Raw genomic sequence first — 20,593 nt, 5'->3', positions numbered from 1 at the left:
ATGAACATCGAATTCGTCGGCAGGCACCTGCAGGTCGCGGAGAAGACGCGAACCCTGGCCGCCGAGAAGCTGGAGAGGCTCAAGAGGTTCCTCCCCGAACCGATCGACGCGCACATCGTCCTCGAGGCGGGAAAATTCCGGCACTCGGTCGAGATCAAGGTGCGCTGCGCTTCGGGCGAGTTCCTGGCCGGAGAGGAGGCGGTCGAGCTGCACGACGCGCTCCTTCTCGCCACCGAGAAGGTGGAAGAGCAGGCGAAGAGGGCGCGCAAGCGCCAGGTCGATCATCCACGCCGCCAGGACCGCTCCGAGGCCAGCGCTCAGCAGTGGCCGGTGGAGGTTCTGACGCGGGAGAGTGTGCGCCAGGGCGAGTCGCCGATCGTCGTCAAGTCGAGCCATCTCGAGATCCATTCGATGACCATCACCGAAGCCGCGCTGAAGCTCGAGAGCTCGCGCAGCGAATTCATCGTCTTCCGCGACCTGGAGAACGAGAAAGTCAGCGTCATCTACCGCCGGCACGACGACGACTACGGCCTCATCGTTCCCGAGATCTGATCTTTGAGAGGCGGACTTCCGGATTCGACGTTTTCGAAGTGGCTTCGCTCCGAGCTCGTTCTGCCCGCGCTCGCGGCGACCTCCGCGTCCGGAGTGCTCGACGAGATCGCCGCCGGGGTATCCCGAGCGGTGACGGAAACGTCCGCCGCCGCCATTCGGTCGGGATTCCTCGAGCGCGAAGCGCTCGGATCGACAGCTGTCGGAAACGGTTTCGCCATTCCGCATTGCCGAGTGGAAGGAGCCAGCAGAGTTCACATGGCGGTGGCCAGTCACCCCGTCGGTGTCGACTTCGAAGCGCCCGACGGCACGCCGGTGAAGGTCTTCTTCGCCATCGTGGCCCCTCAATCCGGCGCCGGGGGGCACCTCGAGGCACTGGCCACAGTCGCGCGATTCCTGCGGGAGCCGGAACGACGGGAGCTCCTGTTGCAGGCTCGCGGATCGCTGGAGCTGATTTCTGCGCTCCGCGCCGGCGCCGGGGAGCCATCGCATGCCTGAGACCCATAGCGTGTTGGTGAGCGAGCTCTTCGGCGGTGAGCTCGCCGATCTGCGCCTCTCCGTCCTCGCCGGCGAGAACCATCTCGACAATCCGATCACGCACCCGCGCGTGCAGAAGCCCGGACTCGCCTTCGCGGGCTACTACGAGTACATCAAGCCTGGCCGCGTGCAGATCGTCGGAGAGAGCGAGCTCGAGTACCTGAAGACCGTCGAGGAAGGGGAACGCCGCGAGCGGCTGCGCCGCATTGCCGCCCTGCCGATACCGGTCGTCGTGATCACCAAGGCACTGGTTCCCGGGCAGGAGTTCCTCCACGAGTTCCGGGCGCGTCAGATTCCCGTCCTGCAGTCGGGGGCGCTCTCCTCGGTGGTGATCAAGCAGCTCTCGTGGTTTCTCGAAGACCACCTCGTGCCGTCGACCCGGCTCCATGGCGTGCTGCTCGACATCTACGGCCTGGGCGTGCTGCTCATCGGATCGAGCGGCGTCGGCAAGAGCGAAGCCGCTCTCGACCTGATCACCCGCGGCCACAGCCTCGTCTCCGACGACCGCGTCACGATCAAGCGCTATCCGAGCGGCGAGCTCGTCGGATTCTCCGAGGAGACGTTGAAGCACCACATGGAGCTGCGTGGCCTGGGCATCATCAACGTCAAGGACCTCTTCGGACTGGCGGCGATCCGCGCCCGCAAGCCGATCGACCTGGTGGTGGAGCTCGAACCGTGGCGCGAGGGGCAGGCCTATGACCGGCTCGGCCTCGATGAGACCGTGTTCAGCATCCTCGACACGCCCTGTCCCTACATCCGCATGCCGGTCGCGCTGGGGCGAAACGTCGCCAACCTGGTCGAGATCGCGGCGCGAAATCATGTGTTGAAGCTGCAGGGCACGCACTCCGCGCGCGAGTTCGCGCGCAAGCTGGAGGAGCAACTTGAGCGCAGCCGAAGCGGCAAGCCCCGCTAGGGCCAGGCTGGTCCTCGTCACCGGGCTCTCCGGATCGGGGAAGAGCACCGTCGCGAAGTGTTTCGAGGACCTCGGGTACTACTGCGTCGACAACCTGCCCTTGCCGCTGCTGCGGCAGTTCGTGGCTGCGCCGCTCGACTTCGTCCCTGGGCGCGACCACATCGCAGTGGTGATGGACATGCGCGCTCCGGGCTTCGCCGCCGAGGCGCCACTCCTCCTCGCCGAGCTCGATCGCAACCGGATCCAGACGACGCTCGTCTTCCTCGAGTCCTCGGAAGAGGCGCTGATTCGGCGCTTCTCTGAGTCGCGGCGGCCGCATCCGTTTTCCGACGAGCTGCCGGTGGTCGAGTGCATCCGCGCCGAGCGCGCCATGATGAGCGAGCTGCGCGGCGCCGCCGACCTCATTCTCGACACCAGCGACTGGTCGATCCACGACATTCGCAGCCTCATCTACCGCGAGTTCGGGCGCGACGCCGGCCACGAGCCGGTCATGAACGTGAGCCTGGTCAGCTTCGGCTACAAGCACGGAGCCCCGTTCGGTGCGGACCTGCTGTTCGACGTCCGTTTCCTGCCCAATCCGCACTTCGATCCGGACCTGCGGCCACTCACCGGCCTGGACGAGCCGGTGCGCGAGTTCCTCCGCCAGAAGACGGATTTCCAGGAGCTGGTCACGCGGCTCGCCGACCTCCTGCGCTTCCTCCTGCCGCGCTACCAGCAGGAGAATCGCAGCTACCTCACGATCGGCATCGGCTGCACCGGCGGCCAGCATCGGTCGGTCGCCTCCGTCGAGGCCCTCGCGGCGCAACTCGGGGAGGCCAGCTGGACGGTGCGAGTGAAGCACCGAGATCTCGAAAGGTCGAAATCTTGACCGCCGTACTGCTGGTGACGCAGGGACGACTCGCGCAGGAGCTGCTCGCGGCGGCGGAGACGATCGCCGGCGTCCGGCCGGATATCCGGGCGCTGTCGCTCGAATGGAACGAGGGCATCGACGCGGCGCGCGAGCGGATCGCCGCCGCGGTCGCCGGCCTCGATCGCGGCGATGGGGTCCTCATTCTCACGGACATGTACGGCAGCACGCCCTCGAACGCGGCGATCGCCCTGGCGGTGCCGGGACGGATCGAAGTGGTGACGGGTGTCAATCTGCCGATGGTCGTCCGGATGAGCTGCTCCTCGGTGCTGCCGGGGCCGCTCATCGAGACGGCCCGCTGGCTGGAAGAGAAGGGAAGAAGGAGCATCTGCCGCGGAGGCACGGCGGATCCCAAAGGACCGCCGCCGCCGCCGGCCGTCGGGTGCTCCGACCATGATTGAGCGCGAGATCGAGATCGTGAACCGCCTGGGCCTTCATGCCCGGGCGGCCGCCAAGCTGGTGCACCTCGCGAGCGGTTTTTCCTGTCGCGTGAGCGTCCTGTTCGCTGGCGAGGACGTGGACGCGAAGAGCATCCTCGGACTTCTGCTGCTCGCCGCGCCACAGGGCTCGAAGCTCGGGGTGCGCTGCGACGGGCCCGACGAAGAACGGGCGGTGAACGAGATCGCCGCCCTTTTTGCCGACCGATTCGGAGAGAGCGAATGACCGGGATCCGACCGATGATCACGCTGCAGGGATTGCCGGCCTCTCAAGGGGTCGCGATCGGTCGAGCCGTCGTCATCGCGAACCGCGCGCTCGAGGTGTTCCGCATCCCGATCGCCGCGGAAGAGACCGATGCCGAAGTCGCCAGGCTCAAGGCGGCCTGCAGCGCCACGCAACAGCAGATCCAGCGGACACGAGCCAAGGCGAGCCATCTCTTCGGCCAGGAGTTGGCCGCCATCTTCGACGCCCACTCGCTGCTGCTCTCGGACCGCATGTTCCTCGATCAGGTCGAGCGCCGCATCGTCGAGGAGCAGGTGAACGCCGAGTGGGCCGTGCACGAGACGTCGCGCGAGCTCGCCAAGCGATTCTCGGAGATCGAGAATCCTTACCTCCGCGAGCGCGGACAGGATCTGGAGGACATCGGTCGACAGCTCCAGAGAGTGCTGCAGGGGATCGCCCACCACGAGATCTCGGACGTCACCGGCGACGTGATCCTCGTCGCCGACGACCTCATGCCGTCGGAAGCGATCCGGTTGGGCCGCGACAAGGTCGTCGGCTTCGCCATCGAGGCCGGCGGCCGGACCTCGCATACGTCGATCATCGCCCGGTCGCTCGGGCTGCCCGCGGTGACCGGTCTCGAGGAAGTCACCGACTACGTGACGAACTCCGACCCGGTGATCGTGGACGGCCGGGCCGGCCTGGTCATTCTGCATCCGACCCCGGAGGTCCTGGCCGAGTACCAGCAGCTGCGCGCCGCGCAGGTCGCGACCGGGGCTGGAGTAGCCGAGTCGCGCGAGTCGCCTCCGGTCACCGCGGACGGCGTCCCGGTCGAGTTGATGGCGAACATCGATCTGCCGGAAGAGCTGGGCACCCTCAACCGTCTCGGCGCGCGGGGGATCGGGCTCTACCGCAGCGAGTTCCTGTACATGGAGACCGACCCCCACCTGCCCACCGAAGAGGATCATCTGCGGGTCTACCTCCAGCTCATCGAGGCCGCCGCTCCTTTCCCGGCCGTCGTCCGGACCTACGATCTCGGAGGGCGCAAGCTCGCACGGGAGATGATGGACAGCGCCGAGGAGAATCCGGTTCTCGGCCTGCGCGGGATCCGGCTGACTCTCGCCCGGCCGCACATCTTCCGCACCCAGATCCGGGCGCTCCTGCGCGCCGCCGATGCCGGCGATCTCTGGATCATGGCGCCGATGGTGAGCCGGGTGGAGGAGGTCGAGGCCTTGCGCGGCTTCCTCGGGGAGGCCGCCGCCGAGCTCGCGCGAGAGGGCATCGCCCACCGCTCCACGGTCAAGGTCGGCATCATGGTGGAGGTGCCGGCAGCAGCGATCATCGCCGACAGCCTGGCGCGGGTCGTGGACTTCATGGCGATCGGCACCAACGACCTGATCCAGTACTCCCTGGCCGTCGACCGCAACAATCGCAGCGTGGCGAGCCTCTACGAACCGGTCCATCCAGCGATTCTCCGCATGTTACGCTTCGTCATCGAGAGCGCTGACGCGGCCGGCATCCCCGTCAGCCTGTGCGGCGAGATGGGGGCGGACGCCCAGATGCTGCCGCTTCTGGTCGGCCTCGGCCTGCGCAGGGTGTCCGCCTCGCCGAGCGCGATCCCGGCGCTGCGCCTGAAGATGGCCGGCATTCGTGCCGGCGACGCGGCCCGCCTGGCGGTGGCCTGCTGCGCCGCCCGCTCGGGAGCCGAGGTCTATCGATTGCTGGCGGAGCTCCCCGAGGCTCCCGGACAAGGATGAGGTGAGCGACTGATGAGGCAACCGGTGCGTCGTATCGAAAAGCCTTGGGGCTACGAGCTGATCTACGCCCACACCGAGCGATACGTGGGAAAGCTCCTGCATATCGAGCCCGGCGAGGCGCTCTCGCTCCAGTACCACAACCACAAGGACGAGACCTTCTTCGTCGCCCGCGGCGGCATCGAGCTGCAGGTCGAGGAGAACGGGACAATGGTCCCTCAGCGGTTGGAAGAGGGCGAGTCCTATCACGTGACTCCAGGAACCAGGCATCGCATGGTCGCCGGAGCGGCCGGCTGCGATCTCTTCGAGGTCTCCACGCCGGAGCTCGAGGATGTGGTCCGCCTGGAAGACCGCTATGGCAGATCGTGAGCTCGGGCCATCGCGCGTCACCGGCGCGCTGCTCACCGCGCTCGCGCTCCTGACGGCCATCGGCTGCGGCGCCGCGGTGCCCGATTCGGTGGCCTTGCCGCCCATCTCGGAGAGTGCGGCCGAGCCCCCGCCGCCCAAGACCCAGGGAGAGGAACCGGTCGCGGCACCCCCGCCGCCGACGGTGGTCGTCATCGACAACGGCGATCGCCCGGCCGAGGGACCGAAGAGTCTCGCTCAGGCTGCCAGCGAGGAGCGTGAGCGCCGCTCCCAGGCCGGAAAGCCCGTAGCGGTGATCGACAACCGCAACTTGGCGGAGTTCTCCAAGGGTCAGAAGTTGACGGTCGCCGAGGGCGGAGGCGCGACGGCGGCGGAGGAGGCCACGGCCCAGGCCGTCGGTGAAGCCGTGGCGAACGCCGCCCGCGACGAGGCCTATTGGCGGAATCGGGGGCTCGAGATCCGCCGCCATTGGCGCGAGTCGGCCGACCGGGTCGTCGAGCTCGAAGGAAAGTCGGAGGAGCTCCGCCGGCGATTCTATGCCGCCGACGATCCCTACCAGCGCGATTCGCAGATCAAGCCCGAGTGGGATCACACTCTGGACGAGCTCGACTCGACGCGGCGCGAGGTGGAGCGGTCGGAACAGGAGCTCGAGCGCTTTCTGACCGAGGGGCGCCAGGCCGGTGCGTTTCCGGGCTGGCTGCGGGAGGGTTCCGAGCTCGAGCCGGAGCGCAAAGTTCTCGAGTCGCCGAGCGCCGAGCCGACCGAACCGGTCGTGCTCGACGAGCCCCGTGAACAGCCGTGAAGCTGCAGCCGCCCACCGGCCTGTCGTCACCCCGAAGATTACGCCGCTTTTACGTCGAAACCTGGGGCTGCCAGATGAACGAGCTGGACAGCCAGAGGATGACCGGCCAGCTGATGCTGCAGGGCATGTTGCCGACCCATGCGGCGACGGACGCCGATCTCATCCTCCTCAACTCCTGCAGCGTGCGCGAGAAGGCGGTCCAGAAGGTCTATTCGCGCCTGGGTGAGTATCGATTGCTGAAGCGCGACCGCCCGCACCTCCAGATCGGGCTTTGCGGCTGCGTCGCCCAGCAGGAGGGGGAGGAGATCCTGGCACGCGTCGCCGATCTCGATTTCGTCCTCGGACCGGCGAGAGTGGGCGAGCTCGCGGATGTTCTCGCCCGGCGGGCAGGAGGGGAGCGGGTGGTGGCGACCGGGTTTCCCACCGATCGGCGCTACGATTTTGACTCGATCTCCCGCGACGGCCTCTACAAGGGAATGGTCACGATCATCGAAGGGTGCAACAAGCGCTGCACCTTCTGCATCGTGCCGTCGACCCGCGGTCCGGAGTCGTGCCGCTCCGCCGCCGAGATCGAGCGCGAGGTCCGCCATCTGCTCGACTTCGGATTCGTCGAGATCGAGCTTCTGGGACAGACGGTCAACCACTGGCGGGAGCCCTCGGCGCAATTCGATCCTTCCGGCACCCGGCCCGAAAGCGCGGACGGAGAAGACTTCGCCGACCTGCTCGGCCGACTGGCGGTCCTCCCGGGCCTTCGGCGTTTGCGCTTCATGACCTCATTCCCCCGCGACTTCTCGCCGCGCATGGTGGAGCAGTTCCGCCGGCACCCGAACCTCTGCGACGGACTCCACCTGCCGGTCCAGTCGGGCAGCGACGCGGTCCTGCGGCGCATGGGTCGCGGGTATACCATCGCCCCCTATCTCGAACTGGTGAGCTCGTTGCGCGCCGCGCGTCCGACCATCGCGCTGTCGACCGACATCATCGTCGGCTTCCCGGGCGAGACCGAGGCCGACTTCGACGCGACGCTCGACCTCCTGCGCGCCGTGCGCTTTGCCGCCGTCTACGCCTTCTGCTACTCGCCCCGGCCCGGCACGGCGGCGCTGAAACTTGCCGACTCCGGAGTTCCCGAGCCGGTCGCGCAGCAGCGGCTGCAGCGTCTCTTCGCGCTCCAGGCCGAAATCCAGGAGGAGCTCCATGCCGAGTTCGTCGGCCGCGAGATCGAGGTCCTGGTCACCGGCTGGGCCAAAGCGCCCGGGGTTCTGACGGGCCGGACCGGATGCAACCGGATCGTCCAGTTCCCGGCTCCGGAGAGCGCCTCCGCGACGCCGGGACCGGGGAGCCTGGTCCGCGTCGCCATCACCCGCACCCACGCTCACAGTCTGATCGGTACCTTCCTCCTGAGCGTCGACTCCGCGCCCTCTGGCGCCCCCGACGCCACGCCGGAGGCCGCGCCGCGGCTGCGCGTCATTCCAGCCTAACTCGCCCGCTGAACCCCACTGCACCAAAGATCTACCCGGGCGAAAGCCGCGCCGGATAAATCGGAAACTGTCACCGATTTATCCTCGTCCCCCAGGGGCGCTCGGGCACTCGAGAATTCAGGGTGGGCGACCACGCTTCAAATAGGCGCCCGCCCTGGATTCTCGAGTGCCGGAGTGCCCCCGCGCCTCCCGCAGTGAGGGTGCCTTGACCGCCGCGGGCGGACGACGCACAATCCGTGCGATGAGCGATTCGGAACCTCCAGGAGAGGGTTGGGTGGAGATGGAGGTCAAGGGGCTGCTGCTCGACCCCGCCTCCGAGACTCCGGTGCTGCTCCTGCAGGCGGTCGGGGGCACTCTGGTGCTGCCGATCTGGATCGGTCAGATGGAGGCCAATGCCATCGCCATGGCGCTCGAAGGGATGCGCGAACCGCGTCCGATGACCCACGACCTGATGCACGACATCCTCCGCGAGCTCGCCGTGGACGTTGTCCGCGTCGAGATCTGGCAGCTGCGTGAGGGGACTTTCTACGGTCGGCTGAGATTGGGCAGGGGAGAGCAGAACGTCGAGATCGACGCCCGGCCGAGCGATGCCGTCGCCATGGCCGTACGCGCCGGCGCGGCGATCTGGGTCGCCCAGAGCGTGCTCGAGTCGGCGCTCCAGCTCGATCTCGCGACCGCAGGCGAAGAGGAGGAGCGCCTGCGCGACTGGCTCGAGAAGGCGCGTCCGGAGGACCTCGGCAAGTACACGATGTAAATGCCACAAACACGACAAGTGTATTGTTTGCAGTTGTTTATGTCGAATGTCGGCGCGCCGACATGGCCCTGAATGCGCCAGGTGCGGCGCCGCGGCGGTACGGCTTGACCGCACGGAAGCGGTTGAATACACTGCCGGCTCCGCGATGATCCTAGCCATCACAAACCAAAAAGGCGGGGTCGGCAAGACGACCACCGCGATCAACCTCTCGGCCGCTCTGGCCTCCAAAGGCCTGCGGACACTGCTCGTGGATCTCGATCCGCAAGCCAACAGCTCGATGTCGTTCCTCGACATCCACGGTCTGCAACGAACGATCTTCGACGTACTGACCGATACCTCGGTCAATCTCGCCGACATCGTCGTGCTGGCGGAGAAGGTGCCGAACCTTTCGATCGCTCCTTCGAGCATCGCCCTGGCCAAGATCGAGTCGAAGCTCCTCGGCGAGCTCGACAGCCACTTCCGGCTTCAGGATGCGATCAAGAGCGTCAGCGAGAATTTCGACTTCATCATCCTCGATACGCCGCCGACGCTCGGCATCATCACTGTCAACGCGCTCGTCGCTTCGTCGCACGTCCTGATCCCGATCCAGTCGAGCTACTTCGCGCTCGAGGGCACAGACGACCTGCTCGAGACGATCGACAAAGTGAAGCAGCGCGCCAACCCGCAGCTGCAAATCCTCGGCGCCGTCATCACCCTGCACGACAAACGGACCTTGCTGTCGCGCGACATCGTGGACCAGATCCAGAAGGTCTTTGGCGACAAGCTGTTCGAGACCATGATCACCAAGAGCGTTCGACTGGAAGAGAGTCCGGCCTACAAGGAGTCGATCTTCACCTTTGCGCCGCGCTCGACCGGAGCGTACGAGTACTACAAGCTCTCCGAGGAGGTACTCAGCCGTGTCTGAGGCCGGAACTGCCAAGAGGGGCCTGCCGCTGCGGGTCAAGATGCGGCACGGCGCGCACTTCGTCGACGAGCTGGCGAGCCGCAACGAGTCGTCGGTCGGCCGTCTTCTGCCGCTTTCGAGCCTGCGCCCGAACCCGAACCAGCCGCGCACCGAGATCGGCGACCTTTCGGATCTCGTGGCGTCGATCCGCAGCAAGGGCGTTCTCGAGCCGATCCTCGTTCGCAAGCCGGATGCGGTCGACGGCGTACCGCCGCCCGTGAAGTTCGAGATCGTGGCGGGGGAGCGTCGGTACCGCGCGGCCCTGGAGGCGGGCCTCTTCGAGATCCCGGCCATCGAGCTCGAGGTCACTGCCGATGAAGCGCTCGAAATCACGCTGATCGAGAACCTCCAGCGCAAGGACCTGAACGCGTTCGAAGAGGCCGAAGGCTACCAGGCGCTCGGCACCCTGCACAGCTACACCCAGGAACAGATCGCCCAGGCGGTCGGGCGGTCGCGCAGCTCGGTGGCCGAGAGCCTCAGCCTCCTCGTGCTGCCCCCGGAGGTCCGCGAGAGGGCCCTGGAGTTGGGAATTCAGGCCAAGTCGGCCCTGCTGGAGCTCGCCAAGGTCACCGACTCCCACGCCCTGGACGCTCTTCTGGCCCGCGCCGGCCGCGAAGGCCTGAGCCGTGACGACCTGCGCAGCGAGCTCCGCAGAGGATCCGCGGGCAAGGATGGCACCGCCCGCAAACGTCCGTTCGCGTTCAAATTCCGCGCCCCCGACAAGTCGTTCCAGCTGCAGCTCCAGTTCCGGCAGTCGACCGTCGAGAAGTCCGACCTGATCCGCGCCCTGGAACAGATCCTCGACGAGATCCGCAACACGCCCGAAGCCTGAGGCGAAGACCCGCCCGAAGGGCAAAGCGCTTCTTTTCAAAAGCCAAGACAAAAGCAAAGGCTCTCAGTAAAGGGAAAGCCTTCATGGGGCGTTGGAGTGACGCCTCCGGAACCTCAGACCTCAGAACCGAGATGTAGGATGCGTTGAGCGCAGCGAAACGCATCGTTCGGGTGAGGCAGGAAAGGGGCGGTTCGCGGCGCAGCGCCCTCCGAGAGGTAGCGCCGGGAGCCGAACCGGGAGCCACGTCCGGCACGCGATCGATGCGTTTCGCTGCGCTCAACGCATCCTACATTTCCATCGCCGGACGAAGAGGTGGACTCGGCGGTGGCTGGGTCGGGCCCACGGCGCGCAAGGAAGTGCCCGCGAACGCCGCACCGGAAGGGCCCGCAGAGAAGCCGTACCCGCCCAGGCGACTCACTGAACATTATGTAAAACCTGCCTCAAGAAAGCCGTGACCAGCCAGCGTTCGCGAGTGCAGGTTTACATAATGTATCTTATCGGACGTTCTATCCGACGACGAAAGTCCGCACCTCCGGCCGCAGCTGTTCCGGCCGCAGCCTCCGTCCGGACAGCCCCACCCGTGCCGCCCCTGCCACTTCCATTTACCGGTCTTTTGCTTTTGTGGGTCTGTTGCTTCTACTGGTCTTCTGCCTTTACCGGTCCTTTGCTTTTGCCGGTCTCCGAGGGCTGCGGGCCTCCGGCCCCCAGCCCTCGCTCGACCGGCGGGCGCGATCGCTCAGCGCCGCGTCCACTTCGACGCCAGCCGGTCGTCCTCCGCGAGGCGGACCGACTCGAGCCGGTTCGCCGGCGGCAGGAGCGAAGCGATCTCGCCGGCGATCCAGACCGCCAGATTCTCGGTGGTCGGAATCTCCCCCCCCGCGGCGAACTCGGGAACGGCGTCGTTGATGTGGGCGTGGTCCAGCCGGCGCACGACGGCGTCGCGCACCAGGGCGTCGAGATCCGGCAGATTCACCACGAAGCCGGTCTCGGGATCGACCGTCCCCGAGACCTCGATCGTCAACCTGTAGTTGTGCCCGTGCGCCGGCGAGTTCGAGCACTTGCCGAAGCGTGCCAGGTTCGTCTCCGGCGTCCACTCCGGCCGGTAGTACCGGTGGCTCGAAGAAAACGAATAGTTGCGCTCCAGAACCAGGGCTCCCGGCGTCCGTCCGGCGAGGGGCTGCGATACGCTCATTGAGTGAGACCTCTGTTTGCCCGGCTCGACCGCTACGTCCTCAGGGAGATCATCGGTCCGCTCGGGCTGGGCTTTTTAGTCTACACGTTCATCCTGCTGCTCCAGTTCCTCTTTGCTTCGGCGGAGATGATCATCCGCCGGGGCCTTCCGGCCCCGATCGTCGGCCAGCTCGTGCTCTATTCGCTGCCCAACATCGTCGTCCTGACGATTCCGATGTCGCTCCTCCTGGGGGTCCTGGTGGGAGTCGGACGGCTGGCCTCCGACAGCGAGCTCGTCGCCCTGCGCTCCACCGGCATGTCCATCTACCGCCTGCTGCGCCCGGTCCTCGCGCTGTCCGCCCTCCTGACGGTCGTCAACGGGCTCCTGATGGTCTACCTGCTGCCGCAGGGAAATCGCGCCGTCTCCCGCCTCTACCTCGACATCCTCACGCGCACCGTCGCCCAGCAGGTCGAGCCGCGGGTGTTCTACAACGAGTGGCAGGGGAAGGTCCTCTACATCTTCGAGGCTTCGGCCCGCAACGAGGAATGGAAGGGCGTCTTCCTCGCCGATGCCGTTCCCAGCGAGCGCCAGGAGGTCATCGTCGCCCGCCGCGGCAAGCTCCTCGTCGAAGACGAAGGGGAGCGCGTCGTGCTCCAGCTCGCGGACGCGATCAAGCACAGTTTCGACTTCCACTCGCCGAAACGCTACGAAACCAGCCGCCACGAGACGCTGCGCATCGTTCTGCGCGACCGCTTCCTCTCGACAGAGAAGGCGCGCATGGCCTCCCGCCGGGGGCCGCGCGAGCTCGAGCTCGCGGAGCTCCGGAAGCTCTCCCGCGACATCTCGGCCACGCCCGAGCAGCGTCGCCTCGCCCGCGTCGGGGTGCACAAGATGTTCGCCATCCCCGCCGCCTGTCTGGTCATGGGCCTGATCTCCCTGCCTCTCGGTTTCACCAACCGGCACGGCGGGAGATCGTCCGGCTTCGCCATCTCGATCGGAGTGATCGTCGCCTACTACGTGCTGCTCTCCCAGGGCGAGGACGCGGCCAGGCTGGGCAAGCTCTCTCCGGGATTCGCGATCTGGCTTCCCGACCTCCTCCTGCTCGCCATCGGTCTCGTCCTGCTGGGAGTGCGCAATCGCGACCGCGGCATCCTCCCCCGCCGCCTCCAGCGCTTCCTCGGCGCGAAATGGGCGAGTGTGAAGCGGCGGCGATCGGCCTGGTCGAAGCGTCGGACCGCAAGGCCGGACGAGGATCGCCGGCCGGGCCTCGCCGCGACCACCGTCCTTTCGCGCGGCTCCGGCGGCACCCCTGCGAGCCCGAACGGCGTCGCCGGCGCCGGGGCTCACGATGCGACGTCGGCGGCGCGCCCCCGACGTCGTGTCGTGCTGCGCCTGCCGCGCCTTCGGCTGCGCTTCCCGAACATCCTCGATCGCTATGTCCTGCGGCGGCTCGGCGAGGTCCTGGCCCTGGTCTGGATCTCGGCGATCGCCATCAGCTCGATCGCCGACTTGACCGGCAATATCGACGACATTCTCAAGAACCAGCCGCCGGCCAGGATCGTGCTGCAGTACTACAAGTACCAGTCGCTGCAGACCGCCTACGACATCGCTCCGATCGCCGTACTGATCGCCACTCTGATCACCTTCAGCCTGCTCTCGCGCACCAGCGAGGTGATCGCGCTGCGCTCGCTCGGAATGAGCCTGCACCGCGTCGCGCTGCCGGCGGTCGCTGGCGCCGCCGGAGTCGCGATGCTCTGCGCCTTTCTGCAGCTCCAGGTGCTGCCGGCGTCGAACCAGAAGGTCGAGGAGGCGAACAACATCATCAAGGGGCGAACGCAGCCCCGATCGGTCCGGCGGGCCGACCAGCAGTGGCTCCTCGGCCAGGGAAGGTTCATCTACAACTACCTGAACTTCGATCCGAAATCGTCGTCGCTGCAACGTCTGCAGGTCTTCGACTTCGACGAGAAACACCAGCTGGTGGCGCGACTGCTGGCCGCGAACGCCCAGTACACGCCGAAGGGCTGGGCGGTTTCCGACGGTTGGGCGCGCACCTTCGAGGGCCTGAACGAGCGCTCCTTCCGCAGCTTCACCACGCCCGTCGCGGTGGACCTCGAAGAGAGCCCCGACTACTTCGAAGCCGAAGTTCGCCGGCCGAGGGAGATGGGGTTCACCGAGCTGCGCGCCTACGTGCGCGAGGTGCGGGAGAGCGGGCAGGCCGTGCCGGCGCTCGAGGTCGCGCTGCAGGATCGCGTCGCCTTCCCCTTCGCTTCACTGGTCATGTCGCTCGTCGCCCTGCCGTTCGCGTTCCGGCTGGAGAGGAAGGGCGCCCTCTACGGGCTGGGTCTGGCGATCGTCCTGGGGATCTTCTTCCTGGCGGTCTTCGCCTTCTTCCGCACTCTGGGCCAGGTCGGTACGTTCCCCGCCGTCATCGCGGCCTGGAGCCCCAATGTCCTCTTCGCGCTGCTTTCGGGATACCTCTTCCTCGGCGTGAAGAGCTGAGGGCCCACCGCAGAATCAGACTCCCGGACCGCCTCTACCCAGGAGTCCTCGCGCCCGTTCCCGGCGAGCGTCGAAGTAGTCGCGGAGCTCCCCCACCGGCCGGCAGTTGAGCACCTGGCCGGGAACGGCCAGCGCCTTGCGGGCGATTCCGATCCCGTATTGCACGTCGGTCAGCCCATGCGGCGAATGGGCGTCGGGATGGATGGAGGTCGTGCCACCACCGGCGAGCCAGAGCCGGAGCTGGCGCCAGTCGAGATCCAGCCGGTGCGGGTTGGCGTTGAGCTCCGGAATGGCCCCGTTCTCGCGCGCCGCCTGCAGCACCCGGTCGAGATCGACGTCGTACGGTTCGCGAACGAGCAGCAGACGCCCGGTCGGGTGCCCGAGGAAGGTCACGCACGGATGCGACGCGGCGCGCACCCAGCGCGCGGTCATCGCTTCGCGCGAGAGGTTGAACCGGCTGTGGACCGAGGCGACGACATAGTCGAAGCCGAGCAGGAGCTCGTCGTCGAAGTCGAGCGCGCCGTCGGCCAGGATGTCGCATTCCGTACCCTTGAACAGCCATGGCTTCCGGCCAGCGGCGTTCCAGCGGTCGATCTCTTCCCACTGCCGCCGCACGCGGGCGGCGTCGAGTCCGCGCGCATAGGCCGCGGCGCGCGAGTGGTCGGCGATGCCCAGGTACTCCCAACCCAGGTTGCCCGCCGCCAGCGCCATCGTCTCGAGCGTGGCGATGCCGTCGCTCCAGTCAGTGTGCACATGCAGCGTGCCGCGCAGATCCGCGAGCTCGACGAGCGCCGGGATCGCACCGGCTTCCGCGAGCTCGATCTCCCCCATCCCCTCGCGGGTCTCGGGCGGCAGAAAGGACAGACCGAGCTTGCCGTAGATGGCGCTCTCCGAGTCGAGCGCGAAGCGGGTCTCGCCCTCGTGGAGCCCGTACTCGTTGAGCGTCCAGCCGTACCCCTTGGCGCGCGAGCGCAGCTGGACGTTGTGCTCCTTGCTGCCGGTGAAGTGCAGCAGGGCCGCGGGCATTTCGTCGCGTTCCACCAGGCGCAGGTCCGCCCGCAGGCCGCCGGCGACGACCACGGCAGCCTTCGTGACACCCTGCTCGATCGGCTGCAGTACCGACGGTGCGGCAAGGAAGTGCTCGACGACGGCCGAGCGGTCCGAAGCGCCAACACTGACCAGCAGGTCGAGGTCGCCAATGGTCTCGCAACCGCGCCGCAGACTGCCCGCGATCACGACGTCGGCGACCGCCGGATGGGCGCGGAGGTGTAGCGCGAGCTCCTCCGCCGCCCCCCGCGCTGCCGGTTGAAGATGCCGTTCGCCGAAGCGCTGCAGGCTTCCCAGTCCCTGCAGGAGCTTCTCCTGACTCTTGGCGCCGAACCCCGGGAGGGCCGCGACGCGGCCCTCCCGGCAGGCGCGTTCGAGCGCCGCCGGGGAGTCGATCTGAAGATCCTTGAGGAGAACGTGCAACCGTTTCGGCCCGAGCCCCGGAATCCGCAGGAGGTCCCGCACTCCGGCCGGGAACTCGGCCCGCAGCTCGGCGAGGAGGGCGAGCGAACCGGTGAGAACGATCTCCGCGATGCCGGCGACCAGACCCGGACCGATGCCGCGCACCTCGCCGAGCGTGCCGGCCTCGAAGAGGTCCAACGGATCCTCGGCCATCCCCTCGATGGCGCGCGCGCCGTTGGCAAACGCGCGGCAGCGGAACGGATTCTCTCCCCGCAGCTCGAGGAGGACGGCGACCTCACGCAGCAGTGCGGCGATCTGCGTGCGGTGGATCCGCACCGGTCCACGACCGGGAGGAGGCGGGTCCGCTCCCCCCGGGGTCGGTGGCCTGGGATCGTCCTTGTCGTTCATGCCGGGCGGCCTGGGCGGCGACGGCCGGGAGCGCTCAGACGGCCGCGACCGGCACGGCTCCGCCCACCCCGGCGGCGGCGCGCAGCTCGGCGGCGCGGTCGACCCTCTCCCAGGTGAAGCCGGGCTCCTCGCGGCCGAAATGGCCGAAGGCCGCCGTCGCCTGGTAGATCGGTCGGCGCAGGTCGAGCGTTGCGATGATGTCGCGCGGCTTGAGCTTGAACTCGTTGCGCACCAGACGCTCGATCTTCTCTTCGGAGACGACCGCGGTACCGAACGTGTCGACCCGCACCGACACCGGCTCCGCGACGCCGATCGCATAAGCGAGCTGCACTTCCACTTTGTCCGCGAGACCGGCAGCGACGAGATTCTTGGCGATGTACCGCGCCATGTAGCAGGCCGAGCGATCGACCTTCGTCGGATCCTTGCCGGAAAAAGCGCCGCCACCGTGCCGGCCATAGCCGCCGTAGGTGTCGACGATGATCTTGCGGCCGGTCAGCCCCGAGTCGCCGTGCGGTCCGCCGATGACGAACTTCCCGGTCGGGTTGACGTGGTACTGGGTGCGGTCGTCGAGATAGGCCGCCGGAACGACGGGGTGGATGATCTTGGCGATGACCTCGCTGCAGATCTCCGCGTGCGACACCTCGGGCCCGTGCTGGGTCGAGACCACGACCGCCTGGACGCGGGTCGGTTTGCCGTCGACGTACTCCACGGTCACCTGGCTCTTGCCGTCCGGTCGGAGCCAGGCGAGCTCACCGCCGCGTCGAGCTTCCGAGAGTCTGCGGGTGAGGGCGTGCGCCAGCATGATCGGCAAGGGCATCAGCTGCGGCGTCTCGCGGCAGGCAAAACCGAACATGAGGCCCTGGTCGCCAGCGCCGCCCGTGTCGACACCCTGGGCGATATCCGGCGACTGGCTGCCGACGGCGCTCACCACGCCGCAGCTTTCGAAGTCGAACCCGAGTCCGGGCTCGGTATAGCCGATATCGCGGATCGCCTTGCGGGCCACTTCCGAGAAGTTCACGTAGCCGGTGGTCGTGATCTCGCCCGCGAGCACGACGAGTCCGGTCGCGACGAGAGTCTCGCAGGCGACGCGACCCATCGGATCCTGCCGCAGGACATCGTCGAGAATGGCGTCGGAGATCTGATCGCAGATCTTGTCCGGGTGCCCTTCGGTGACCGATTCTGAAGTAAACAGGCTGGCGTCGCGGCTGCTCATGCTGGAACCTCTGTAGAAGGAAGGGACGGTGTGCCCCGAAAAGATAACTTTATCAGACCGAATCGAAGATCGGCGGTTGCCGCGCCCTCCCCCTATCGGCTTGTGCGCTGCTTGGCCCTGGCGGCGCGTGCGCCGCGTATCGCCTAGCGGCGCGTGCGCCGCGTATCCAATATCCCGAAGAACTGCGTCGACAGCGCATGCAGCGTAGCCTCCGCGACGGCGGATCGCCGGCTCTCGAGGCCACCGGTCAGGGAGGCTACGATGCCACCGCTCCTGCGCGTGCCGGGAATCGAATGTGGCAGCTGGTCCATGCCCAGGCCGTCGACCAGATGCGGCGGCAGCTGCAGCGAACCGCTGGAACCCAGCGTCTCACCGGCCCCACCGCGCAGCACCGCCCAGCTGCGCACGAAGAACGGCGTCTCCCCGTCGAGGTCGAGGCTGTGGTAGCAGGCCTCGACGGCGAGATAGAAGTGGTAGACGCCCGGGAGCTCGGCTGCCATCCGCTGCACCGACCGGCGCGCGCGGGCGATCGCTTCGACATCCGACAGCGGCAGGCCGGTGAGGGGGGCCGCGAGCTCCTGCTGCACCACGGCGACCGGAGCCACCTCGCCCGAATCACTGCGGAAGAAGCGCCGGAAAGCGTCACGGACACCGAGCAGGGTGTCGGCGCCGGAGTCGGCGACGCAGACTTCGATACCGCGTTGGAATTCCCCGAGGAACTCCCTAAGATCGGGCGCCATGATCGAGAGCTCGCAGAATGAGGCTATCAAGATTCTCCGCCGTGTGCGGCGAAGCCGGGGTACGGAGGCGGTGCTCGAAGGGCCTCATCTCGTGCTCGAAGCCCTTCGGCTCGGCCTTCGCCTGCAGCCGGTCGTCGCCACCGAGGAGTTCCTCGGCAGCGCTCGCGGCGAGGAGGTTCTTGCCCGCCTGCAGCGCCCGCCGCTGGTTGCCGCCGCCCGGATTCTCGAAACGCTTGCCGACGCCGACTCCCCCCGCGGCCTGCTGGCCGTTTGCAGCCTGCCGCGGACAGGACTCGAAGGGGTGACGCCGCGTCCGCGCGAGATCTGGCTCTATCTCGACCGGATCCAGGATCCGGGAAACCTCGGGGCGCTGGCCCGCGTCGCCGAAGGGCTGGGCGCCGCCGGCCTCTTGCTCTCTCCGGGCTGCGCCGACCCCAATCATCCGCGGGCGCTCCGGGCCTCGGCGGGCAGCCTCCTGCGGGTGCCGGTCGCCGTCCACGCCGAGCCGGCTGCGACCGCCGAACGCTTCCGCGCCGCGCCAGCGCAGGAGGTCCGTTGGATCGGCCTCGAGGCGCATGCCGGCGCGCTGCCTCTCGCCGAGCTCGGACCGCGAGGCAGCGCCGAAACGATCGTCCTCGCGCTCGGCGCGGAGGGCCCCGGGCTCTCCGCGCCGACGCGCGCACAGTTGCACGCCAGCGTGACGATTCCGCTCGCCGGCCGGCTCGAATCGCTCAACGTCACGGTCGCCGCGGCGCTGGTGCTGTCCCGGCTGGCACCGCAGCTCACGCCTCCTTGAGCGCCGCCACCATCGCCGGGATCACCTCGTGGAGATCGCCGACGATGCCGTAGCTCGCGATCTTGAAGATCGGCGCCCCGGCATCCTTGTTCACCGCCACGATGCAGGCGGAGCCCTTCATGCCGACCAGATGCTGGATCGCACCGGAGATGCCGAAGGCCAGGTAGAGCTTCGGGGCGACGGTCTGTCCGCTCGATCCGATCTGCCGGTCGCGCGGCAGCCAGCCGCTGTCGATCACCGGCCGGCTCGCCCCGATATCCGCCTTCAGGAGCCGGGCCAGCTCCTCCACCGGGCCCATCTTGTCGGCGCCGCCGATGCCGCGGCCGATCGCCACGATGATGTCGGCCTTCGAGAGGTCGACGGTCTCGCCGCCGACCTGCTCGACGCCGAGGATCTCCCGCCACGCGGAGGCCGAGGCGAGGTCCAGATCCACCGCCTGGACCGGCGCCGTGCCCGCCTGCCGCGCGTCCGCCGAGAAGGCGCCCGACTGGAGGGAGACCATCGTCGCTCCGTCCCCCTTGGCGCGCACTCTGGCGTGCAGCTTGCCGCCGAGGATCGGGCGCTTCCAGATGGTGCCGCCGCCGGGTTCTGCGGCCTCGAAAGAGAGTCCCTCGGGGATGATCGCCGCGCCGGCGGCGAGCGCCAGACGGGGCATGTACTCGACCGTCTGGTAGGTGTGGGGGAAGAGCACCACCTCCGGCCGGTCGAGCGCCATCCAGCCGGCGAGAGCCGCGACATAGCCGCCCGGGGTGTAGTCCGCGAGCATCGGCTGGTCGATGACGCGCACCGACTCGAGATCGCAGCCCGCGACCTCGGCGGCGAGGCCGGCGACGCCGCTGCCGAGGAGGACCGCCGAGGCCTTGCCGCCGGAGAGAGCCGCGAGCTGCTGGGCGGCCGCCACGGCCTCCCAGGCCATGCGGTGAATCTTGCCTTCACGCTGCTGCAGGACTGCGCAGACTTTCGCCATCAGATCACCCTCGCTTCGTTCTTCAGCTTCGAGATCAGCTCGCTGGCGGCGCCGTCACCGCTCAGGATCTGCGCCCCCACCGCGGACTCCGGGAACCCGACCGAGAGAACCTCCAGCCGGGAGCCCGCGAGCCCCACTTCAGGATCGGAGAGACCGAGATCGGCGGGCGAGAGCTCCGCGATCTCCTTCTTCTTCGCCGCCATGATTCCCTTGAGGGAGGCGTAGCGAGGGTGGTTGAGACCCGCCTGCACCTCCAGCACCGCCGGCAGGGCGACCCGGAAGACCTCGGAGAGCCCGCTCTCCATCTCGCGCGTCACCTTGAGGGTACGCGCTCCGTCCTCGACCTCGACCCCCATGACGAGCCAGGCGTGCGGCCACTCGAGCAGGCCGGCGACGATCGTGCCGGTGACTCCGAAGCCGTTGTCGTCCGACTGCGAACCGGTGATCACCAGGTCGCAGGCTTCGCGCCGGATCGCTGCCGCGAGTGCGCGCCCGGTGGCGAAGGCATCGCCGCCCGCGAACGCCTCGTGACGCAGATGCACGGCCCGTCCGGCGCCGAGGGCGAGTGCCTTGCGCAGCGCTTCGCGCACCCGCTCCGGCCCGAGACTGAAGACGATGACCTCCCCACCCTGCTTCTCGGCGATCTGCAACGCCTCCTCGAGGGCGACTTCGTCGCTCTCGTTGATGGCGAACGGCAGATCTTCCTCGTCGATCCAGCGGCCATCCTTGGCGACCCGCAGGCGCGCCTCGGTGTCCGGAACCTGTTTGATGCAGACGGCAATTTTCATCTGGGAGCCCTCTCTCGAAAGTACGTCTCGTCGGGTCAAAGGTATGCTCGACCCGACGGTCCCGTCAACGTTC

General features: G+C 67.8%; 21 protein-coding genes. 15 read left to right on the top strand and 6 right to left on the bottom strand.

Annotation, left to right across the window (positions count from 1 at the left end; translation table 11 throughout):
* The 13 genes from raiA to KBI44_06195 all read left to right on the top strand — a co-directional run bounded on the left by raiA (position 1) and on the right by KBI44_06195 (position 10,489).
* A complete protein-coding gene (gene raiA / locus KBI44_06255) occupies positions 1-552 on the top strand; it encodes a ribosome-associated translation inhibitor RaiA (GenBank protein ID MBP9144066.1) in 552 nt (183 codons plus the stop codon).
* A gap of 3 nt (positions 553-555) precedes the next feature.
* Positions 556-1,047: a PTS sugar transporter subunit IIA gene (locus tag KBI44_06250; GenBank protein MBP9144065.1), complete on the top strand. Its 492-nt coding sequence runs from the start codon at positions 556-558 to the stop codon at positions 1,045-1,047.
* On the top strand, positions 1,040-1,999 hold the full coding sequence (gene hprK / locus KBI44_06245; GenBank protein ID MBP9144064.1) for an HPr(Ser) kinase/phosphatase: 960 nt from the start codon (positions 1,040-1,042) through the stop codon (positions 1,997-1,999). Before KBI44_06250 ends, hprK begins: the two co-directional genes overlap by 8 nt.
* A complete protein-coding gene (gene rapZ, locus KBI44_06240) occupies positions 1,968-2,867 on the top strand; it encodes an RNase adapter RapZ (GenBank protein ID MBP9144063.1) in 900 nt (299 codons plus the stop codon). The genes hprK and rapZ overlap by 32 nt, the downstream gene beginning before the upstream one ends.
* The gene (locus KBI44_06235; protein ID MBP9144062.1) at positions 2,864-3,307 is read left to right on the top strand and encodes a PTS sugar transporter subunit IIA; all 444 of its coding nucleotides are present in this window, start codon (positions 2,864-2,866) and stop codon (positions 3,305-3,307) included. Before rapZ ends, KBI44_06235 begins: the two co-directional genes overlap by 4 nt.
* A complete protein-coding gene (locus KBI44_06230) occupies positions 3,300-3,569 on the top strand; it encodes an HPr family phosphocarrier protein (protein ID MBP9144061.1) in 270 nt (89 codons plus the stop codon). Before KBI44_06235 ends, KBI44_06230 begins: the two co-directional genes overlap by 8 nt.
* A complete protein-coding gene (ptsP, locus tag KBI44_06225) occupies positions 3,566-5,320 on the top strand; it encodes a phosphoenolpyruvate--protein phosphotransferase (protein ID MBP9144060.1) in 1,755 nt (584 codons plus the stop codon). The genes KBI44_06230 and ptsP overlap by 4 nt, the downstream gene beginning before the upstream one ends.
* Before the next feature lie 12 nt (positions 5,321-5,332).
* On the top strand, positions 5,333-5,686 hold the full coding sequence (locus tag KBI44_06220) for a cupin domain-containing protein (GenBank protein MBP9144059.1): 354 nt from the start codon (positions 5,333-5,335) through the stop codon (positions 5,684-5,686).
* Positions 5,673-6,485, top strand: a complete 813-nt coding sequence (locus KBI44_06215) for a hypothetical protein (protein MBP9144058.1) — start codon at positions 5,673-5,675, stop codon at positions 6,483-6,485. Before KBI44_06220 ends, KBI44_06215 begins: the two co-directional genes overlap by 14 nt.
* Positions 6,482-7,960: a tRNA (N6-isopentenyl adenosine(37)-C2)-methylthiotransferase MiaB gene (gene miaB, locus KBI44_06210; GenBank protein MBP9144057.1), complete on the top strand. Its 1,479-nt coding sequence runs from the start codon at positions 6,482-6,484 to the stop codon at positions 7,958-7,960. The genes KBI44_06215 and miaB overlap by 4 nt, the downstream gene beginning before the upstream one ends.
* A 241-nt stretch (positions 7,961-8,201) precedes the next feature.
* Positions 8,202-8,714 carry a bifunctional nuclease family protein gene (locus KBI44_06205; GenBank protein MBP9144056.1) on the top strand — a complete coding sequence of 171 codons (513 nt, stop codon included), beginning with the start codon at positions 8,202-8,204 and terminating at the stop codon, positions 8,712-8,714.
* Positions 8,715-8,859: 145 nt separating this feature from the next.
* Entirely contained in the window at positions 8,860-9,618 is a 759-nt protein-coding gene (locus KBI44_06200; protein MBP9144055.1) for a ParA family protein, read from the top strand.
* Entirely contained in the window at positions 9,611-10,489 is an 879-nt protein-coding gene (locus tag KBI44_06195) for a ParB/RepB/Spo0J family partition protein (protein ID MBP9144054.1), read from the top strand. The genes KBI44_06200 and KBI44_06195 overlap by 8 nt, the downstream gene beginning before the upstream one ends.
* A 736-nt stretch (positions 10,490-11,225) precedes the next feature.
* Here the strand turns inward: KBI44_06195 and KBI44_06190 are convergent.
* Positions 11,226-11,681 carry a 6-carboxytetrahydropterin synthase gene (locus KBI44_06190; protein ID MBP9144053.1) on the bottom strand — a complete coding sequence of 152 codons (456 nt, stop codon included), beginning with the start codon at positions 11,679-11,681 and terminating at the stop codon, positions 11,226-11,228.
* Positions 11,682-11,684: 3 nt separating this feature from the next.
* Here KBI44_06190 and KBI44_06185 point away from each other — a divergent pair, with 3 nt between their 5' ends.
* A complete protein-coding gene (locus tag KBI44_06185; GenBank protein MBP9144052.1) occupies positions 11,685-14,159 on the top strand; it encodes an LptF/LptG family permease in 2,475 nt (824 codons plus the stop codon).
* Positions 14,160-14,174: 15 nt separating this feature from the next.
* On the opposite strand, the gene polX is transcribed toward KBI44_06185, so the two are convergent.
* The 3 genes from polX to KBI44_06170 form a co-directional block, all read right to left on the bottom strand.
* A complete protein-coding gene (gene polX / locus KBI44_06180; GenBank protein ID MBP9144051.1) occupies positions 14,175-15,938 on the bottom strand; it encodes a DNA polymerase/3'-5' exonuclease PolX in 1,764 nt (587 codons plus the stop codon).
* A gap of 112 nt (positions 15,939-16,050) precedes the next feature.
* Entirely contained in the window at positions 16,051-17,229 is a 1,179-nt protein-coding gene (gene metK, locus KBI44_06175; GenBank protein ID MBP9144050.1) for a methionine adenosyltransferase, read from the bottom strand.
* A 143-nt stretch (positions 17,230-17,372) separates the two neighbouring features.
* On the bottom strand, positions 17,373-17,969 hold the full coding sequence (locus KBI44_06170; GenBank protein MBP9144049.1) for a DUF84 family protein: 597 nt from the start codon (positions 17,967-17,969) through the stop codon (positions 17,373-17,375).
* Between the two features lie 91 nt (positions 17,970-18,060).
* Between KBI44_06170 and KBI44_06165 the strand changes: the two genes are divergently transcribed.
* Positions 18,061-18,765, top strand: coding sequence for an RNA methyltransferase (locus KBI44_06165; GenBank protein MBP9144048.1), 705 nt, complete (start codon positions 18,061-18,063; stop codon positions 18,763-18,765).
* Here the strand turns inward: KBI44_06165 and KBI44_06160 are convergent.
* Positions 18,752-19,732 carry an electron transfer flavoprotein subunit alpha/FixB family protein gene (locus KBI44_06160; GenBank protein MBP9144047.1) on the bottom strand — a complete coding sequence of 327 codons (981 nt, stop codon included), beginning with the start codon at positions 19,730-19,732 and terminating at the stop codon, positions 18,752-18,754. The two genes, KBI44_06165 and KBI44_06160, sit on opposite strands and share 14 nt — an antisense overlap.
* Entirely contained in the window at positions 19,732-20,520 is a 789-nt protein-coding gene (locus KBI44_06155; protein ID MBP9144046.1) for an electron transfer flavoprotein subunit beta/FixA family protein, read from the bottom strand. The genes KBI44_06160 and KBI44_06155 overlap by 1 nt, the downstream gene beginning before the upstream one ends.
* Between the last annotated feature and the right edge of the window lie 73 nt (positions 20,521-20,593).

The organism is Thermoanaerobaculia bacterium, from assembly GCA_018057705.1.
Classification (GTDB): Bacteria; Acidobacteriota; Thermoanaerobaculia; order Multivoradales; family JAGPDF01; genus JAGPDF01.
Note: the sequence above shows the minus strand (reverse complement) of the source record. Positions and strands in the feature narration are given on the sequence as shown.

What these genes read in the sequence shown, in the direction of transcription:
- KBI44_06220 (MBP9144059.1), top strand. Translation starts at nt 5,333, where the DNA reads ATGAGGCAACCGGTGCGTCGTATCGAAAAGCCTTGGGGCTACGAGCTG.
- metK (MBP9144050.1), bottom strand. Translation starts at nt 17,229, where the DNA reads ATGAGCAGCCGCGACGCCAGCCTGTTTACTTCAGAATCGGTCACCGAA.
- KBI44_06160 (MBP9144047.1), bottom strand. Translation starts at nt 19,732, where the DNA reads ATGGCGAAAGTCTGCGCAGTCCTGCAGCAGCGTGAAGGCAAGATTCAC.
- KBI44_06215 (MBP9144058.1), top strand. Translation starts at nt 5,673, where the DNA reads ATGGCAGATCGTGAGCTCGGGCCATCGCGCGTCACCGGCGCGCTGCTC.
- KBI44_06205 (MBP9144056.1), top strand. Translation starts at nt 8,202, where the DNA reads ATGAGCGATTCGGAACCTCCAGGAGAGGGTTGGGTGGAGATGGAGGTC.
- hprK (MBP9144064.1), top strand. Translation starts at nt 1,040, where the DNA reads ATGCCTGAGACCCATAGCGTGTTGGTGAGCGAGCTCTTCGGCGGTGAG.
- KBI44_06190 (MBP9144053.1), bottom strand. Translation starts at nt 11,681, where the DNA reads ATGAGCGTATCGCAGCCCCTCGCCGGACGGACGCCGGGAGCCCTGGTT.
- KBI44_06170 (MBP9144049.1), bottom strand. Translation starts at nt 17,969, where the DNA reads ATGGCGCCCGATCTTAGGGAGTTCCTCGGGGAATTCCAACGCGGTATC.
- ptsP (MBP9144060.1), top strand. Translation starts at nt 3,566, where the DNA reads ATGACCGGGATCCGACCGATGATCACGCTGCAGGGATTGCCGGCCTCT.
- KBI44_06200 (MBP9144055.1), top strand. Translation starts at nt 8,860, where the DNA reads ATGATCCTAGCCATCACAAACCAAAAAGGCGGGGTCGGCAAGACGACC.
- raiA (MBP9144066.1), top strand. Translation starts at nt 1, where the DNA reads ATGAACATCGAATTCGTCGGCAGGCACCTGCAGGTCGCGGAGAAGACG.
- KBI44_06155 (MBP9144046.1), bottom strand. Translation starts at nt 20,520, where the DNA reads ATGAAAATTGCCGTCTGCATCAAACAGGTTCCGGACACCGAGGCGCGC.
- KBI44_06230 (MBP9144061.1), top strand. Translation starts at nt 3,300, where the DNA reads ATGATTGAGCGCGAGATCGAGATCGTGAACCGCCTGGGCCTTCATGCC.